General features: G+C 55.1%; 14 protein-coding genes and 1 pseudogene. 7 read left to right on the top strand and 8 right to left on the bottom strand.

Annotated elements, in window-relative coordinates; all coding sequences use genetic code 11:
- Positions 1-206 precede the first annotated feature (206 nt).
- From GXM22_RS14250 to GXM22_RS14225, 6 genes are all read left to right on the top strand, one after another.
- Complete coding sequence (locus GXM22_RS14250; protein ID WP_005934736.1) at positions 207-1,841, top strand: recombinase family protein; 1,635 nt, start codon at positions 207-209, stop codon at positions 1,839-1,841.
- Between the two features lie 15 nt (positions 1,842-1,856).
- Positions 1,857-3,563 carry a recombinase family protein gene (locus tag GXM22_RS14245; RefSeq protein WP_005934735.1) on the top strand — a complete coding sequence of 569 codons (1,707 nt, stop codon included), beginning with the start codon at positions 1,857-1,859 and terminating at the stop codon, positions 3,561-3,563.
- Positions 3,564-5,171 carry a recombinase family protein gene (locus tag GXM22_RS14240; RefSeq protein ID WP_005934734.1) on the top strand — a complete coding sequence of 536 codons (1,608 nt, stop codon included), beginning with the start codon at positions 3,564-3,566 and terminating at the stop codon, positions 5,169-5,171.
- Positions 5,168-5,563 (top strand): recombinase family protein, encoded by a 396-nt coding sequence (locus tag GXM22_RS14235; RefSeq protein WP_005934733.1) that lies wholly within the window; start codon positions 5,168-5,170, stop codon positions 5,561-5,563. The genes GXM22_RS14240 and GXM22_RS14235 overlap by 4 nt, the downstream gene beginning before the upstream one ends.
- A 119-nt stretch (positions 5,564-5,682) precedes the next feature.
- Positions 5,683-7,017 carry a recombinase family protein gene (locus GXM22_RS14230; protein WP_005934732.1) on the top strand — a complete coding sequence of 445 codons (1,335 nt, stop codon included), beginning with the start codon at positions 5,683-5,685 and terminating at the stop codon, positions 7,015-7,017.
- Between the two features lie 34 nt (positions 7,018-7,051).
- On the top strand, positions 7,052-7,927 hold the full coding sequence (locus GXM22_RS14225) for a hypothetical protein (RefSeq protein ID WP_005934731.1): 876 nt from the start codon (positions 7,052-7,054) through the stop codon (positions 7,925-7,927).
- 46 nt (positions 7,928-7,973) lie between these two features.
- Here the strand turns inward: GXM22_RS14225 and GXM22_RS15480 are convergent.
- The 8 genes and pseudogenes from GXM22_RS15480 to GXM22_RS14190 all read right to left on the bottom strand — a co-directional run.
- Positions 7,974-8,150, bottom strand: a pseudogene (locus GXM22_RS15480) (type II toxin-antitoxin system RelB/DinJ family antitoxin); the annotation flags it as partial.
- Complete coding sequence (gene thrS, locus GXM22_RS14220; protein WP_050762810.1) at positions 8,119-9,909, bottom strand: threonine--tRNA ligase; 1,791 nt, start codon at positions 9,907-9,909, stop codon at positions 8,119-8,121. The gene thrS and the pseudogene GXM22_RS15480, both read right to left, overlap by 32 nt.
- A gap of 368 nt (positions 9,910-10,277) precedes the next feature.
- Positions 10,278-11,558: a chloride channel protein gene (locus GXM22_RS14215; protein ID WP_005934728.1), complete on the bottom strand. Its 1,281-nt coding sequence runs from the start codon at positions 11,556-11,558 to the stop codon at positions 10,278-10,280.
- A gap of 244 nt (positions 11,559-11,802) precedes the next feature.
- Positions 11,803-13,545: an ammonium transporter gene (locus GXM22_RS14210; protein ID WP_005934725.1), complete on the bottom strand. Its 1,743-nt coding sequence runs from the start codon at positions 13,543-13,545 to the stop codon at positions 11,803-11,805.
- A gap of 245 nt (positions 13,546-13,790) precedes the next feature.
- Positions 13,791-14,207: a DUF1622 domain-containing protein gene (locus GXM22_RS14205; protein ID WP_035394646.1), complete on the bottom strand. Its 417-nt coding sequence runs from the start codon at positions 14,205-14,207 to the stop codon at positions 13,791-13,793.
- Positions 14,208-14,381: 174 nt separating this feature from the next.
- Positions 14,382-14,912, bottom strand: a complete 531-nt coding sequence (locus GXM22_RS14200) for a DUF697 domain-containing protein (RefSeq protein ID WP_005934722.1) — start codon at positions 14,910-14,912, stop codon at positions 14,382-14,384.
- A gap of 431 nt (positions 14,913-15,343) precedes the next feature.
- Positions 15,344-15,979, bottom strand: coding sequence for an RpiB/LacA/LacB family sugar-phosphate isomerase (locus GXM22_RS14195; protein WP_005934719.1), 636 nt, complete (start codon positions 15,977-15,979; stop codon positions 15,344-15,346).
- A gap of 68 nt (positions 15,980-16,047) precedes the next feature.
- Positions 16,048-16,824, bottom strand: coding sequence for an SDR family NAD(P)-dependent oxidoreductase (locus GXM22_RS14190; protein WP_035394644.1), 777 nt, complete (start codon positions 16,822-16,824; stop codon positions 16,048-16,050).
- A 162-nt stretch (positions 16,825-16,986) separates the two neighbouring features.
- Between GXM22_RS14190 and GXM22_RS14185 the strand changes: the two genes are divergently transcribed.
- Positions 16,987-17,907, top strand: a complete 921-nt coding sequence (locus GXM22_RS14185; protein WP_035394642.1) for a nucleotidyltransferase family protein — start codon at positions 16,987-16,989, stop codon at positions 17,905-17,907.
- The last annotated feature ends 226 nt before the right edge of the window (positions 17,908-18,133 follow it).

The following is an 18,133-nucleotide window of genomic DNA, read 5'->3' as shown; positions in this document are numbered from 1 at the left end:
ACAGTCTGAATCTTTTCACCCGGTTCTATGGACAAGCGATTGAGCCTGTGGTATAATGAAATCGGTCAAAAAAGAAGAATACGGATTAAGCCGCTTGCCCTGATGGTCATGTGGCGTTTTCGTGTTCCTCTTCATAAGAGTTGAAGCAAGCCTTCGTCTTTCTGATTTGATGTACCACACCAAACAGAAAAACGGAGGTTATTTTTATGCCAGACAAGGTTTACCGCACGGCGATCTACTGCCGTCTGTCCCGTGAGGATGGAGATAAAGTTGAAAGCAACTCCATCGCCAGCCAGAGAGCCATCTGCGAGGACTATATCGCAAGGCATGAGGATTTGGAGCTTGTCTGTGAGCCGTTTGTGGATGACGGTTACAGCGGCGTTTCCTTCAATCGTCCTCAGTTCAAAAAGCTGGAAGAGGCAATCCGCAAAGGTGCGCTTGACTGCATTGTAGTCAAGGATCTCAGCCGCTTCTCAAGAAACTACATCGACGGCGGACGTTACATTGAGAAGATATTCCCGCAGCTCGGCATACGCTTCATCGCAATCAATGATGCGTATGACAGTCTGACCGGTGATCCGCAGTCCGACTCCTTTGTTATCCCGTTCAAAAACCTGATTAACGATTCTTACTGCAAGGACATCTCCATGAAAATCCGAAGCAGTCTGGAAGTCAAGCAGAAGAGCGGTGAGTTCGTCGGCTCGTTCGCGCCTTACGGCTACATGAAATCGCCGGAGAACAAAAACCAGCTCATCGTGGATGAAGCGGTCAGCGAATATGTACAGATGATCTTTTCCATGTACAAGGACGGCTTCTCCATTGGGCGCATTGCAAAGCGTCTGAACCAGATGGGCGTCCTGTCCCCAATGGAATATAAGCATTCCGCCGGTGTGAAGTTTGATACCGTCTTCAAAACCGGCGATACCGCAAAATGGACATACAAAGCCGTCCAGCGTATTCTCACCAACGAGGTTTATATCGGCGTTCTGGCTCAGGGCAAGCGCGGCACTCCCAACTACAAAGTCCGCGTCGTGAAAAGCAAGGATGAATCCGAATGGGTCAAGGTTGAGAACGCGCATGAAGCTCTTGTCTCCTACGAGGACTTCATGGCGGTCAAGGTCATGATGCAGAGAGATATGCGCTGTTCACCCGATCAGGACGAGGCGCATCTGTTTTCCGGCTTCCTGTTCTGCGGAGACTGTCAGCAGCCAATGATCCGCAAGACCGTCCCGTCGAAGACAAAAAAGTATATCTACTACGTCTGCTCCACCAATAAGCACAGCCGGACGTGCAGCCCGCACAGCATCGCCGCAAAAGAGGTTGAAGAGAAGGTCTTCCGTGCTATTCATGACCAGATCGAGCTTGTCATCAATCTGGAACACGCGCTTGCGATGATAGAGCGGCTTCCGTCTCAGAGCCGTAAGGCTTTCAATTACGAAGCCCAGATTGCAAAAATCGAGGAAGAGATTGAGCGGTATCAAAAGCTCAAGCTGGGGCTTTACGAGAACTTCATCGGCGGCGTCATTGATAAATCGGAATACTTCGAGTTCCGCAGCAGCTACACCAAAATCATTGAGGACAAACAGGAGGCACTTCTGCGGGTCAAAAAAGAAATGAAGCAAACGGTGACAACCGGCACGACCGAACGAAACTGGGTGACGCTTTTCAAGCAGTATGAAAACGTCGAAGAGCTGAACCGCCGTGTGCTGATGTCGCTGGTTGACCGCATTCTGATTCACGAAAACCATGCAATCGAAATCGTCTTTAAGTACAAGGACGAATACCAGCAGACACTTGAATACGTTCTCGGCTATGCCGACGAGCTGGATATTGCCGTATAAAGGAGGGATGAGCAAATGGCAAGAAAAAGCAGAAAGCAAATTGCAGTCGAAGAGCCGGTTATCGAATCTGTCTCTTCCGAGGTCTTCTCAACAGCCATCTATGCCCGTCTTTCCGTTGAAAACAGCGGCAAGTCCGAAAAGGTGGATGTCATCGCAAATCAGATTGAGATTTGCAAGTCCTATATTGCAGAGCGTCCCTATCTGAATCTGATAGATACCTATGTGGACAACGGACGAACGGGTACGGTTTTTGACAGACCGGAGTTCAACCGTCTGATGAACGACATCCGCACCGGCAGAATCAAGTGCCTTGTGGTTCGTGATCTCAGCCGGTTCGGGCGAGACTACATTGAGGCAGGAACCTATCTGGAACGGGTCTTTCCGCAGATCGGGCTTCGGTTTATCGCTATCAAAGAGAACTACGACAACTTTGATGCGGACGGCTCCGGCGAAAGCCTCATCATCCCTCTGCAAAACATGATCAACACCCTCTACTCGAAGGACATCTCCCGCAAGGTTTCTACTGCGCTCAAGGCACAGATGGAAAGTGGAGAGTTCAAGAAGCGCAATCTCCCGTATGGTTATCGCTGGGATGAAGAACACAGCAATATGGTCTTCGATGAGGAAACCGCACCGATTGTCCGGAGGATTTTCCAATGGAAGATTGAAGGGCTGTCCCTTCCTGCGATTGCAGATCGGCTTGATGCAATGAACGCGCCCAATCCGGAGTTTCAGAAGTATCAGGTTGGCGTCCGCACAGGCAATGCTACGGCGAAAAAGATTTGGAACAAGTCTTCACTCACTACCATTCTGGATAATCCCCACTACGTCGGAGATACCGTTCTCGGACGGACGCTGAACGCTATCTACAAGGGCGTCAAAAATCAGCATATCGACCGCGAGGAATGGATTGTTTTTCCCAATACTCACGAAGCGATTATCTCCCGTGAGGACTTCCAGAAGGTACGAGAAATGCGGAACGCTGCTGCAAGGACAAGGGTTGAGAAGATGGAGCGCACGGAAGAAATCCGCGCTACGTTGATCAATCTCTTTGAAGACAAAATCGTCTGCGCAGACTGCGGCAGGAAGCTCTATTTCCATCGCAAGCGTGTTGACAAGCGTAAGGACGGCGCATGGTACGCCTTCTATGAGTGCAGCTCATCCGTCAAGCGCGGCAATCTCTGTACGCCGCACTATACGCGGCAGGACAAACTCGAAGCAGATGTGCTTGCTGCGATCCAGCTTCAAGTCAAGGCGGCTCTCAATTACGACAAGCTGCTTGCCAAACTGAGAAACAGCGAAGGCGAACGCAGCATCCGCGATCAACAGAATGCGCTCATCACAAGCCTGAATCTGAAACTCAGCGGCATCTCCAAGAAGCGTACTCGGCTCTATGAGGACTTCACGGAAGGCATTCTCGATGAAGAGGAATACGCCTTTGCCAAGAAAGCCTACGATGAGCAGTATGTCGATCTTTCACGGCGGTTGGATGAAGCGGTTCAGCGGAAGGTAAAGTTTGCCGAGGCAATGTCCGAGGACAACAAGTGGCTAACGCTGATGAAATCCGTCAGCGGTGCAACGATGCTCTCTCAGGAGTTGGTTGACGAGTCCGTAGAGCTTGTGAAAGTCCATGAGGACGGCTCAATCGAGCTGGTTATGAAATACGGCGATATTTACGCTCTGACCGTTCAGAGTATCAAGGAAGTACAGGAGGCGATGTAAATGAGCAAGGAATACAACATCGGCATCTACATCCGCCTCTCAATGGCTGATGAAGATACCGGCTATGGCAGCAAGGCGGAAAGTGACAGCATCGGCAACCAACGTATGCTCATCAATCGCTTTCTTGACAATCATCTGGAGCTGTCTCACTGTCAGCGGTCTGAGTTTGCGGATGACGGTTATACCGGCACGAACTTTCACCGTCCTCAGTTCACGCAGATGATGGAGAAGGTCAAGCGCGGCGAGATTAACCTGATCTGCGTCAAAGACTTTTCCCGCTTTTCTCGTGACTACATTGAAACGGGAAACTATCTGGAATGCACTTTTCCATTCATGGGCGTCCGCTTTATTTCCATCAACGACGGCTATGACAGTGACGATTACAAAGGCACAACGGGCGGTCTGGAAGTGGTTATGCGCAGCATCATCTACGCCGCATACAGCAAAGACCTTTCCGTAAAGACCACATCGGCAAAAATCCAGATGATGAAGCAGGGCAAGTATGTCGGTGGCTACGCCCCATACGGCTACGTCCTGCATCCCACCATTCGGAACAAACTTGCCGTAGACCCGGAGGCGGCTGATGTGATCCGTCGTATTTTCCGCGAGGCGCTGGAAGGCAGCAACACCTCTCAGATCGCCCGCAGCCTGAATGATGACGGCATCCCGACGCCGGGGCAATACTTCAAGAGCAAGCATCCCGACAAGAAGAAGTTCAGTAACATGAGCGAGAAAATCAGTTGGGAAACCGTGATGGTCTACAACATCCTCAAAAACCTTGTTTACACCGGAACACTGGTCAGCCGCAAAATGAAGTCCTGCGGTGTCGGCTCAAAAAAGCGTGTTGTCAATGAGCCGATTATCGTAGAAGGAACGCATGAAGCTATTATCAGCAAGGAAGACTTTGAGCTTGCTCAGAAGGTCATTCGAGGCGGAGGACGGAATCCCACGCGCAAGCAGCATGACTATCCGCTCAAGGGACTCGTCCGCTGCGGTAACTGTAAACGTGCTATGACACGCCGAAAGAACAAGGCTGGCATTCGATACTTCCAGTGCATTCACTCGGTCAACAACGGAAACACAGACTGTCCGGTTGGCAGGAGCTTTCCGGAAATGGATATTGAGAAGGTTGTCTTCCATGCCCTTACTCAGTTTCTTGCTTTGGCACAGAAGGAAGCAATACAGAACCGCGAAGTCGGTGATCTGCGGAAATCTGCCATCAAGGAATGTGCTGATAAAATCCGCACTCTGCAAAAGCAGAACGAGCAGCACAAGGCGTCCAAGCTGAGGCTCTACGAGAAGTATGCAGCCGGAAGCATCACGAAGGAGGCGTACATTCAGCAGAAGGCGGCAGCGGATGTGAAGATTGCTGAAAACGATGGAGCAATCCAGCGCAGTCACGAGCGGATGAAGGAGCTTGACTCCGAGACCGCCTGTTCAGATGAAAAGCTGGATGCGGTCTGCGAACAGTACGCCGACTGCAAAGCTCTGACCTATGAGCTGACCCACGCATTCATTTCTGCGGTCTACATTTACGATCTTGACAACATAGAAATCGTCTGGAAGTTCAAGGACTTCCTCACTACATCAGAAGGAGAAGCCAAATGAAAGTATTTCTTTATATCCGCGTTGCCTGTGCGGATCAGCTTGCGGCAGCAGACCAGCGGGAAGAGCTGGAACGCTATGCGAAGGACAAAGGCTATGAGGTGGCTGCTGCTGTGGCGGCAGACGGCATCTCCGGCGTCCATACGGAAGGTATCATGAACTTCCTGCTGAACGAAGCAAAGCGTCAGGACATCGGTACGATCCTCACCCGCGACACCTCGCGAATCAGCCGGGACACTTCCTCTTTCATGAGGTTTGAGCGAAAGTTCCGGGAGAACGGCATCCGGTTCGAGTATCTGTCCAAGCCTGACAACGAGCTTCCGGTCACTCCGATGATGGAGGCGTTTGAAGCGGCGTATAAGAAACGTCGCACAAAGAACGGCAAAAGAGCATAGAGAAAACTCAAGCCGTTCATGGGTGGTTGTCCACCTATGAACGTCTTGTAAATTCTCAAAATTTTTTTAGTCCCTACTTGACACAAGAAGACCTGTCCCGTTTCGGGCGGGAACATGTGATGATGGACTACTATCTGGAATTTTTGTTCCCAGAGAAACGGGTGCGCTACATCGCCGTTGCGGAGAATGAGGACACAGAGAAAGGGCTTTCCGATTTCGTCCCGTTCAAAAACCTGTTCAATGAATGGTTTGCGAAAGATACAAGCCGCAAGGTAAAGGCCGCTTTCAAAGCAAAGTTTGCCACAGGACAGCGTATCGGCGCCTATGCTCCCATCGGGTACAGGAAACACCCGGAAATCAAAAACAAGCTGATAATCGACGAGGAAACCCGCTGGATAGTGGAGAAGATTTTTGACCTTGCTATTCATGGCAGAGGGGCGGCCAGTATCACAAGAATACTGATTGCGGAAAAGGTTCCCACACCGGGATTTATCAACTTCCAGCGTGACGGGACTTTTGCAAACATCTATGCGGGTGCGCCGGAGGAAAAAAGCTACGCATGGACGATAGCCCAGGTCAAGAGCATTATGAAAGACGAAACCTATATCGGCCATACCATTCATTACCGAGAAACGAACATTTCCTTTAAGAACAAGCGGAGGGTACGCAAGCCCCAAAGTGAATGGGTGCGGGTGGAGAACACGCAGGAGCCGATTATCAGCGAGCAGGTTTTCCGGCAGGTACAGGAGCAGATAGCAAACCGCCGCAGGAAGTGCAAGGATGGTACAACGCAGATTTTTTCCGGATTGGTAAAATGTGCGGATTGCGGCTGGTCGCTGTCCTATGGGGAGAACAGGCAGAACAGCAAGCCTTACGGCCATTATCATTGTAGCAAGTACGGGCAGGGCACACGCCAATGCTCCATGCACTATATCCGTTATGATGTGCTTTATGCCTATGTCCTCTCCCGTCTGCAATACTGGTCGGGGCTGGTACAGCATGATGAAGAACGGCTCTTGAAGCAGCTGTTAAATGCCACTGATAAGGGACAGGCTGCCGCAAGAAAGAAGCAGGCCGCAGAACTGAAAAAGGCAGAGAAGCGAAAAGCCGAAGTCGATACTTTGTTTGCCCGGATGTATGAGGACTGGGCGGCGGGGCGTATCACGGAATACAACTTCTCTATGCTGTCCGGGAAGTACCAAAGCGAACAGGCTGAACTGGACGAAAAGATTGAACAGCTTCAATCCGCTATCGCCACTGAAAGCCAGAACGCCGTAGACGCAGAAAAATGGATTGCCTTGATGAAAGAGTGCGTCAATCCAACAGAACTGACCGCCGAACTTTTGAATATGCTGATTGAAAAAATCGTTGTCCATGAAGCGGTCAAAGGTGAGGACGGAAGCCGGGAACAGGAGGTAGAAATCTTCTACCGCTTTATCGGCAAAATTGATTGAATGATACCAATATCTTTAACTATGTGATACCGGAATGTCCATCCCCGACTTGGATAAAATACTGAAGCTGAGTGCTCTGTTTGAAGTGAGCACCGACTACTTATTAAAAGATGAGCTGGAACAGCCCGATGCCACGGCCCCGCTGCCGAAGGAAGAGCGGGTGACGGAACCCTGCCGCACCGTCTCATTTGACGAGGCAAACGCATATCTCAGCACGGTGCAGGCCGTGCATGGAAAGATGGCGGCGGGTGTGAGCTTGTGCATCCTCAGCCCCATCACGCTGCTTGTTCTGGGCGCATGGAGCGATGGTACACCCAGCGAAGAGCGGATGACAGGGCTCGGTGTCATCTTCCTGCTGCTCTTCGTCGCGCTGGGGCTGCTGCTCATCCTGCCCGCCGCCATCCGGCTGGAAGCGTTTGAATATCTGGAAAAAGAGCAGATCGCCCTTGCCTATGGTGTGGAGGGCATCGTGGAGCGGCAGAAACAGGAGTATGCGCCCACCTACCGCCGCAGCATGACCCAGGGCGTGGTGCTCTGTGTGCTGGCCGTGGTGCCGATCCTGGGTACGGCCATGCTGGGAGTACCAGACTTCTGGGTCGCTGCCGCAGTCGGCCTGCTGCTGGCCATTGTGGCCGGTGCAGTACAGTTGTTCATCCGGGCCGGGATGACCCAGGGCAGCTTTGATAAGCTGCTGCAAACGGGGGAATACACCGTCCGCGAAAAGTGGACGAACCGCCGCGTCGGTTGGTTTGCCGGGGCCTACTGGTGTCTTGTAACGGCGGTGTACCTCGCTGTCAGCTTCTGGAACAACAACTGGGAAAAGAGCTGGATCATCTGGGCCGTGGCCGGGCTTGTCTTCGCCGCCCTCTACTCCGCCGTCCGTGCGTGGGCAGACCGAAAAAATCAGTAAACGAACAGCGCCGCTCTCCCGGTCATGGGAAAGCGGCGCTGTTCATTTAACGTTTCAAATCTGCAAATAGTTCATCCAAATCCGTATAATGCTTTACATTGGGGTCTCGCGCAATGCGCTCGGCTTCCATCATGGCAGCAATGGTTTCTTCGTTTGGATGCTCTTCACTTTGCAGCTCTATTTTTACAATATCAGGTATTGTAGCTGCGGGTCTTGATCTCCTCGGTGACCTTTGCGATGAATTCATCCACTTCCATCGTGGTGGTCTCGCCCTTGCGGTCACGGACAGAGAGGTTGCCAGCCTCGGCTTCCTTTGCACCCAGAACCAGCATGTAGGGCACACGGTCCACCTGCTGTGCGGCACGGATCTTGTAGCCGATCTTCTGGTTGTCGTCGTCCAGAGCCACGCGGACACCGGCCTCCACCAGCTTCTCGGTGATGCTCTCCGCATACTCGAGGGTCTTTTCGGAAACGGGCAGGACCTTGACCTGAACAGGTGCCAGCCAGGTGGGGAACTTGCCCTTGGTCTCCTCGATCAGGTAGGCCATGAAGCGGTCCAGGGAGCCCAGGATCGCACGGTGCAGGACAACGGGGGTCTTTTCGGAGCCGTCCTTGTCCACATAGGTCAGGTGGAACTTTGCGGGCAGGCAGAAGTCCAGCTGGCAGGTGGACAGAGTATACTCAGCACCCACGGCGGGCTTGACGTTCACATCCAGCTTGGGGCCGTAGAAGGCGGCCTCGCCGATCTCCTCGGTGAAGTGGATGCCCAGCTCGGTCAGCACCTCGCGCAGAGCGTTTTCGGCGTGGTTCCACATGGCATCGTCGTCGTGGTACTTCTTCTTGTCGGCGGGGTCACGCAGGGACAGAACGCAGCGGTAATCGGTGATCTTGAAATCCTTGTAGGTCTCGAAGATCAGGTTGCAGACATCGGCGACCTCGCTCTTGATCTGCTCCGGAGTGCAGAACAGGTGGGCATCGTTCTGGCAGAAGTGGCGGCCGCGCTCAATGCCCTTCAGGGTGCCGGAGGACTCGTAGCGGAAATCGTGTGCGATCTCACCGATGCGCATGGGCAGGTCACGGTAAGAGTGGGGACGATTTGCGTAGATCATCATGTGGTGGGGGCAGTTCATCGGGCGCAGGACGTAGCTTTCACCCTCCATCTCCATGGCGGGGAACATGTTCTCGCGGTAGTGATCCCAGTGGCCGGAGGTCTTGTACAGGTTCACGGTACCGATGCAGGGGGTCATCACGTGCAGGTAGCCGCGTGCACGCTCCTTCTCCTTGATATAGTTCTCCAGCTCCTGCCAGACGGTGTAGCCTGCGGGCAGGAACATGGGCAGGCCGCGGCCCACCAGGTCGTCGGTCATAAACAGGCCCATCTCCTTGCCGATCTTGCGGTGATCGCGCTCACGGGCCTCCTGCTGCTCCTTTTCCCAGGCTTCCAGCTCTTCCTGATTGTGGAATGCCACACCGTTGATACGGGTCAGCATCTTGTTTTCCTTGTCGTTCTTCCAGTATGCGCCGGACTGCTGGGTGATCTTGAAGGCCTTCAGCGCCTTGGTGTAGGTCAGGTGGGGTCCGATGCACATGTCAACGTACTCGCCCTGCTGGAAGAAGCTGAACTCGGTCTCGTCGGCCAGATCAGCCATGTGCTCGATCTTGTAGTGTTCCTGGCGCTCCTCCATCAGCTTCACAGCCTCGTCACGGGGCAGGATGAAGGGCTTGATGGCCAGATTTTCCTTGCAGATCTTGCGCATCTCTTTTTCGATGTTGGCCAGATCGTCATCGGTGAGCTTGGTGTCGCCCAGATCGACATCGTAGTAGAAGCCGTTCTCGGTGGCAGGGCCAAAGGCAAAGTCAGCCTCGGGGTACAGGCGCTTGATGGCCTGTGCCATGATGTGAGCAGCGGTGTGGCGGATAACATGCAGTTCCTGGTCCTGCGGGCACTCGTCCACATGGCCGTCTTTGTAGATGATCTTCATAGTGGTTCTCCTTTTGATGAAAGTTAAAACAAAAAAGCGCTCCATCCCGCTCAAATTTACGGGATGAAGCGCCTGAAGATTTCACGCGTTCCACGGTTCCACCCGAATTGCGTGCCCTTGAGAACACGCCACTCGCTGTGCTGTAACGGGCGCACCCGGCAGAGGTTCTCCTCTGCGCTCTGCGGTGGTAGAAGCCCGATGCACGGCAGGCTGCTTGCAGCACCCGGTATCCGGGGCAACCCTCTCTGCGTCATGGGGAACGAGCTTCGGTTTGTCCGCATCATCGCTTTGGTCAGGATGAAACTACGCTGATTGTAGCACGATGGCGGCAAAAAATCAAGCTCTCCGCGGCGAAAATCTGCGAAAAATCATTCTTCTTTTTTCTTCAGCTTGACCCGCCACTTGTGGGAGGCGTACTCCGGTCGCAGCTTGTTGGTGACAAAGGTCTGGCTGCTGTAGAGGCCGTGGTGGCCCGAGAGCATGTAGCACACGCCGCAGCCCAGCGCAATAAGCTCCAGCCCCTGCCCGCCAAACAGCTCGAATCCCAGCAGGATGGAGGGGATCAGGGCGTTTGTGGCTCCGCAGAACACGCAGACCAGACCGATGGCACCGGCAAACCCGGCGGGCAGGCCCAGCCATGGCCCGGCGATGCAGCCAAAGGTCGCCCCGATGTAGAAACTTGGGACCACCTCGCCGCCTTTGAAGCCTACTGCCAGGGTCAGGGCGGTCAGGAAGATCTTGCACAGAAAATCCCAGGGCAGCGCGGCTCCCTGCTCCACGGCATCGGCAATGACGGCCATTCCGGCCCCGTTGTACCGCCCGACACCGAACAGATACGAGAACGCTACCACGGCTGCACCGCCCGCAAAAGCCCGGAGCCAGGGATTCGGGATCCGTTTGGGGATCCCATGTTCCAGGGTGTGAAGCGTCCAGCAGAACAGCCGGGTCACGGCGGCACAGGCAATGCCCAGCAGGGCGGTCTGAAGCGCGGTTTCCAGCGTCAGGTGCGGGATGGAATTGAGCACAAAATTGGTCGGGGCGATCCCGAAGAATAGGGATACGCCGTAAGCAATGAGTGCCGACGTGAACGCGGGCATAAAGGCCGAAGTGAACGTCAGCCCCACGTCCTCCACCATCATGGCGAAGAGGGCAGCGGTCAGCGGGGTGCCGAACAGGGCGGAGAAGAACGCGGCCATCCCGCTGATGGTGGCGGTGCGGCGGACGTAATCGCTCAGGTGGAGCAGTTTGCCCACGTTCCAGCCGATGCTGCCGCCCATCTGCAAAGCGGCACCCTCGCGGCCGGCAGAACCGCCGCACAGGTGGGTGAGCACCGTGCCCAGAAAGATGGCGGGCACCAGCAGCGGGCTGACCGGCTCGCCGCTCTGCACGGCGCGGATGACGTTATTGGTGCCCACGCCTTCGCACTTTGTGACCTTGTAGAGTGCCACGATGGCAAGGCCCGCCAGCGGCAGGCAGAGCAGCAGCCAGCTCTGCGCGGCCCGCAGCTCGGTGACGTACTCCACGCTCAGGTGGAACGCTGTGCCGACTGCGCCGCAGACCAGACCCGTGGGCACGGCCAGCAGCAGCCATTGCAGGACCACCCACAGGGCGGCTTTGGCCTCGCGGTTAAAATCATTCAAGTTGCTCATAGAAACTCCTGATACAAAAAAACTGAAAATTTTACACTCCAAAATAACACGCCCGCACGGGGATGTCAACCCGGAACCATTGCAGGGGGGCTCACATCGTGACGACAACAACAAACCCCTGCTTCCTTGTGCGGAGGAAGCAGGGGTTCTGCCGAATGGATTTCAGAAAAAGGAAAAGGAGAACAAGGAGAACAAATATCGTCACGCTTTCAAAGCGGGACAGCGGTTGAAATTGTGCGGAGCGTTACTCCACATCCTGCAGGGCGGCAAAGTCCTCTTCGCCGGTGCGGATCTTTACCACGCGGGTCACGTTGTAGACAAAGATCTTGCCATCGCCGATGTGGCCGGTGTACAGGGCCTTCTTGGCGGCATCCACCACAGCGTCCACGCTGATCTTGGAAACGATGACCTCGACCTTGATCTTGGGCAGCAAGGTGCTGTCCACAGGCACGCCGCGGTATTTCTCGGTGGTGCCTTTCTGGATGCCGCAGCCCATCACCTGGGTCACGGTCATGCCGGTCACGCCCAGATCGTTCAGCGCGGTCTTGAGCGGATCGAACTTGGAGAGCTTTGCAATGATGGACACCTTGTGCATCCCGGTGTCGTAGATGCCATCGTGGATGACGGCAGGCTCCTTGACCACAGGCACGGCAGCGTTCATCTGCACGGCGCTTGCCTTGGAGGCATCATCCTCGCCCAGATCGGTGTTCTCGTTGGGCACCATGGCAGCGGCGTTGGCATCGGAGATGGAGAAACCGGCGTAAGCGGAAGCCAGGCCGTGCTCGTGGATATCCAGGCCGTCGATCTCCACCTCAGCGGGGACGCGCAGGCCGATGGTCTTGTCGATGATCTTGAAGATGATGAACATCACGACCACAACGTACACATCAACGGTGATAAGGCCCAGCAGCTGGGTGCCCAGCTGTGCAAAGCCGCCGCCGTAGAACAGGCCCTTGCCCACGCCGTCGCCGCCGTTGGAGAACAGGCCCACGGCAATGGTGCCCCACACGCCGTTTGCAAAGTGAACGGAGACAGCGCCCACGGGGTCATCGATCTTTGCGATCTTATCAAAGAATTCAACGCTCAGGACAACGAGGATACCGGCCACGAAGCCGATGATGAAGGCACCGAAAGGAGAGACCGCGTCGCAGCCTGCGGTGATGGCGACCAGACCGGCCAGAGAGCCGTTCAGGGTCATGGAAACATCGGGCTTGCCGTAGCGCAGCCAGGTGAAGATCATGGTCACACAGGTGGCAACGGCAGCGGCCAGGTTGGTGTTGAAGCAGACAAGGCCCGTCAGGGTCATAGCCTCATCGGTGGCAAGGCTCAGGGAAGAGCCGCCGTTGAAGCCGAACCAGCAGAACCACAGAATGAACACGCCCAGCGCACCGGCGGTCAGGTTGTGGCCGGGAATGGCGTGGGGGTTGCCGTCCTTATCGTACTTGCCGATGCGGGGGCCGAGCATTGCGGCACCCAGCAGGGCAATCACGCCGCCCACATTGTGAACGGCTGCGGAACCGGCAAAATCATGGAAGCCCATGCTCTGCAGCCAGCCGCCGCCCCACATCCAGTGGCCGCAGATGGGGTAGACCACCAGCGAAATGGCAGCGGAATAAACGCAGTAAGCCTTGAAGTTGGTGCGCTCGGCCATGGAGCCGGACACGATGGTGGCTGCCGTGGCACAGAACACGGTCTGGAACACGATGTACACCCACAGCGGGATATCAAGCCCCAGGTGGCTGTAATCGCCCTGAATGAACGGATCGAACCCGCCGATCAACGCGCTTGTGCCGCCGAACATCAGGCCGAAGCCGATGACCCAGTAGCACGGTGTGCCGATGCAGAAGTCCATCATGTTTTTCATCAGGATGTTGCCGGTGTTTTTGGCGCGGGTAAAGCCCGCCTCACACAGCGCAAAACCGGCCTGCATAAAGTAGACCAGGAATGCCGCAACCAGCACCCAACAGGTGTTTATGGAACTGAACATTATAATACCTCCCCGGTTTGTAATGCGCTCCCCGCACCGAATGTGCGCGGGAGCCTTGTTCAGGAGGCCCTCTATTCCTCCCGAGCAATATCCAGCGAAAACACAAAAGGCGCTGGCGGAATCACTTCCGTCAGCGCCTTTGCTTTCGATGGCACGAGTATAGCCCCTTTGTGCAAAACTGTCAAGAGCCGGGGCACGATTTTTACGTTTTACACAACCCAGAACCGAGAAAAAAGAGGGAAACTTTATAAGTCATTCTTTTTCTCAGCCTCACCGGCGGGCGTTTCTTCCTTTTTGCGGCCGGAGCGGTGCCCGCCCTCCATCTCCCAGTGGAGCATCAGGCTCATCATGGCCCGCAGGGCAAAGGTGGCCGCCAGCGGCACCACCGATTCCAGATTCTGCAACAGGAAGGTCTTGGCGATCTCCGCCGACATCAGGAACTCCAGCGCCGTGGTCAGGCCGCTGGACATCTCGTGGAGGAAATCGTGCTGGCCATGGAAAAAGGTGACCCGCACATAGTGGTAGGTGGCCTTGACAAGGCTGGTGACGATGATGAACAGGCCGATGATCTCAGCCAACCCGGAGATCAGCGGCACCGCCGTCTCCAGAAACCCCTCCATGCCGTGGGTGACGATCTGATTGAAATGGTATAACCATGCCATATTAGACTTCCTCGTGTTTCGTATCATAAACCGCCCTTTTCAGGGTGAGCAGGATGTGTTTGGATAGGATTAGTGTATCCGGTTTCCGGGGAAAAGTCAATTGAAGAAAAATTAAGCCAAAAAAGCCGTAACACAATCGAAACTGCGTTACGGCTTTTTACTTATAGGATGTACTTAGAAGAAGCGCTTTTTGGTCTTTTTTGCAGTGGCGGCAGCGTTTGCCGCAGCAGATGCACGAGCCTGAGAATTTACGCTTCCGGTAAAGTCATTGAAACCGTTCATAACTGTATTGGCCGTATCGAGAACACTCTCTGCTGTCGGATCGAGGCTCTTTTTATAGAAATCCTCCGCAACGATCCAGCCAAGGGTCTCGGTCAATGCAACAGAAGTGCCAGCACTGATGACACCGCCCACAACGGTTCCGACACCGGGAATGCCTTTGATAATGCCAGAAAATACAGCACGCCCGGTCTGGCTTGCCATTGTACCACCCAAAATGGATTTGGCTGCCGTTTCGGAAAGAGAAATATCGAAGATATGCCCCAAGCCGATAATCATGGTAATCTGAGCGGCAGTAATGGGAATGGTGTCAGCCATAGGAATCGGGATAATACCTGCAGCGGCGGCAGCTGTTGTGGCAGTGTGAATGACAGCGGCGCACTTGCTCTTCAGGTCATCCGGCATTGTAACTTTGGTTTTAGCCATTTTTTCCTCCTTTGAAGGTTGCGCCGCAGTTTGTGCAGCACTTCCTTCCACCCTGATTTTGTACAGTCAGTTTTCCGCAGTTGGGGCAACGTTCGCCGCGGCCCTTGCTTTGGATCGGAACGACCATTTTGTACCCACATTTGGTGCACTCACGGTTTTCACCAACTGTTTTGAAAAATGTGAATTGTTTGCAGTTCGGGCAGAGCTTTCCGGCCATTGGCTTCACCTCCATGAAGCAGCAAAAGAGTGTCGAAACTCGATGAATTTTGTCTATAACCATTATATATATATATATATCGTCAATTGTTGAAATCGACAAAATTTCAATTGAGAAATGTAAAAAATGACAAAAAAACACCCGGAAAGCCTTCTCAAAAAAGAAAAGGCTCTTCGGGTGCAAAGCGCTTGAAAATATATCCTGCTGCTTCCGCTTACAGCAGGGTCTTGATGTAGGTGGCCAGCTGCTCGTCCTTGCAGGAGGCGAAGAACAGCTTGCTGAACTTCTCGCCTGCAATGGCTCCCTTGAGCAGGTCCTGGTCGATGCTCTGCAGGCACTCGATCAGGGGCTTGAAGGTGGCGGCGCGCACATCATCCAGAATGGCCTTGTTCCGCATCTCGGGCACAACGCGCTCCTTGGGGTAGCCCTGACCGTGGCCAAAGCCGAACAGCTTCTCGAAGCAGTACTCGAGGTTCAGCTCGCCGCCCCAGCCAAAGCCCTTAGCAAAGGGCATGGAAACGGCGTTGCCGTCGTTGACGTGGGCAAAGGTGTAAGCGTCCACGGGGTCCTCCACATGGCCGCAGATCACGCCGGGGAAGCTGTTCAGGGCCAGCATGGCACCCTCGCCGGTGCCGCAGCCGGTGATGACGTAGTCGGCCGCGCCGCTGTTCAGCAGGATGGCGGCCAGAATGCCGCACTGAACATAAGTCAGCTGGGCGGCATCCTCTGCGGTGTACATGCCGTAGTTGACCACCTCGTGGCCCATGGGCTCCACCACCTTTTTCAGGGCGGCTTCAATGATGCCGTTTTTGGCGGCCTGGCTGTTTTCGTTGATGAGTGCAATTTTCATGGGACATTCCTCCTGTTTTTTCGGATACCTCTAAAATACATGAGCGGCGGTGCGCTGTCAAGCGGCCATCAGCCCAGCTTTTTCTTCTGCTGGTGGGCCAGAATGGGCATGAGCAGGGGCGTGGGAACGAGCTTCTGGGCCGTGGTGGCAAGGCGCATCAGGGTGCTGGGCACGATGATGGTTTTGCGGCGGAGCATCCCGCGCATGGCTTCCTCCACGCAGAGCTCCGGGGTGATGCCCTTGAGGGCGAACACCACATCGGCGCGGTCGTTGAACTCGGTGTCCACGGGGCCGGGGCAGAGGGCACAGACATAGACCGGGCTGTGCTGCTCCCGCAGCTCCTCAGCCACGCCGCGGGTCAGGCTGACAACGTATGCTTTGGAGGCATAGTAGCCCGCCATATAGGGCCCGCCCGGCAGCAGGCCCGCCGAGGATGCCACGTTCAGGATGGTGCCGAAGCCCTGGGCTTCCATCTTGCGCAGAGTGAACTTGAACAGCCGGTGCATGGCCAGCACGTTTACCCGCAGCATGGAAAGCTCCTTGCCCGCGTCCGTCTCGGAAAAGGCACCGCAGGCACCAAAGCCCGCGTTGTTGATGAACAGGTCGATGCGTTCGTCTGCCAGTGCTTCGCACAGGGCGGTGACCTGCGCATCCTGCGCAAGGTCGGCGGGTACGATGCGGCAGAGGGTGCCGTGTTTCGCCCGGAGCTCAGCGGCAAGGGTCTCCAGCCGGTCGCGGCGGCGGGCGGTCAGAATGAGCCGGAAGCCCAGCCGGGCATAGCGGCGGGCAAACTCCCGCCCGATGCCGGAGGACGCGCCGGTGATCCAGACAGTTTTGGTTGACATAAGCATTCTCCTTTTCTGCGGAAACTCCATTGCCTCTATTCTATCACGGCAGCGGGTGAGAATCCATGCAAAAATTCAAGGAAAAGCTGTCCCTTGTTGCCCGGGAAAATTTGGAGTATAATAGACGCAAAGAACAGCGCACTGACGCAGGAGGAAAGAAAAATGAACAAACCGGTATTGGTGGTCATGGCTGCCGGCATGGGCAGCCGTTACGGCGGCATGAAGCAGATCGACCCGGTGGGCCCCAAGGGCCAGCCCATTGTGGAGTACTCCCTGTACGATGCCCACCGTGCAGGCTTTGAGACCGTGATCTTTGTCATCAAGCACGAGATCGAGGAGGCTTTCAAAGCCGCCATCGGTGACCGCGTCTCTCAGGGCATGAACGTGAAATACGCTTTCCAGCAGCTGGATGAGCTGCCCGCAGGCTTCACCATCCCCGAGGGCCGTGTCAAGCCCTGGGGCACCTGCCACGCCGTGCTGGCCGCAAAAGACCTCATTGATGGCCCCTTCGCTGTCATCAACGCGGACGATTACTACGGCCCCGAGGCCTTCAAGGTCATCTATGAGTATCTGTCCACCCATCAGGACGGCGCAGTTTACGATTACTGCATGGTGAGCTACCTGCTCAAAAATACCGTCTCTGAGAACGGCACCGTCTCCCGCGGTGTCTGCGTGGTGAACCCGGACGGCACCCTGCACAGCGTGACCGAGCGCACCGGCATCGAGACCTATGAGGGCGGCATCCGCTGCACCTCCCTCACCGGTGAGGGCACGGATGACCTGCCGGTGGAAGCACCTGTCAGCATGAACCTGTGGGGCTTCGGCAAGAGCTTCCTGGACGAGGCCGACCGCCGCTTTGCAGGCTGGCTGCGTGAGAATCTGCCCCAGAACCCCCTCAAGTGCGAGTATTTCCTGCCCACCGTGGCCAGCGAGCTCATCGATGAGGGCAAGGCAGCGGTCACCGTGCTCAAGAGCACCGATAAGTGGTACGGCGTGACCTACCGTGAGGATAAGCCCACCGTGGTGGCCGCCATCGCCCAGAAAACCCAGGAGGGTCTGTACCCCGAGGATCTGTGGGCGTGAGCAAAACAAAATCTGCTTGACTTTTTGAGCGATACAGCATATAATAAAGCTGTAAAAGAGATTGGTTGCAGTTCATAAAACTCACCAAGTAGCAACAAGAAGCCCCCGCGGTAGTGCGAATACCGAGGGGGCTTCCTGCTTGCTAAGGATTAGTGCTTACCGGCCTTGAACTGGTCGTCAAGCCACTTGCAGATGTAATAGCTGACTACACCCGCTGCGACGGACA

The sequence above is a fragment of the Faecalibacterium duncaniae genome (assembly GCF_010509575.1).
GTDB lineage: Bacteria > Bacillota > Clostridia > Oscillospirales > Ruminococcaceae > Faecalibacterium > Faecalibacterium duncaniae.
This window is presented reverse-complemented; position numbering and strand designations above follow the sequence as displayed.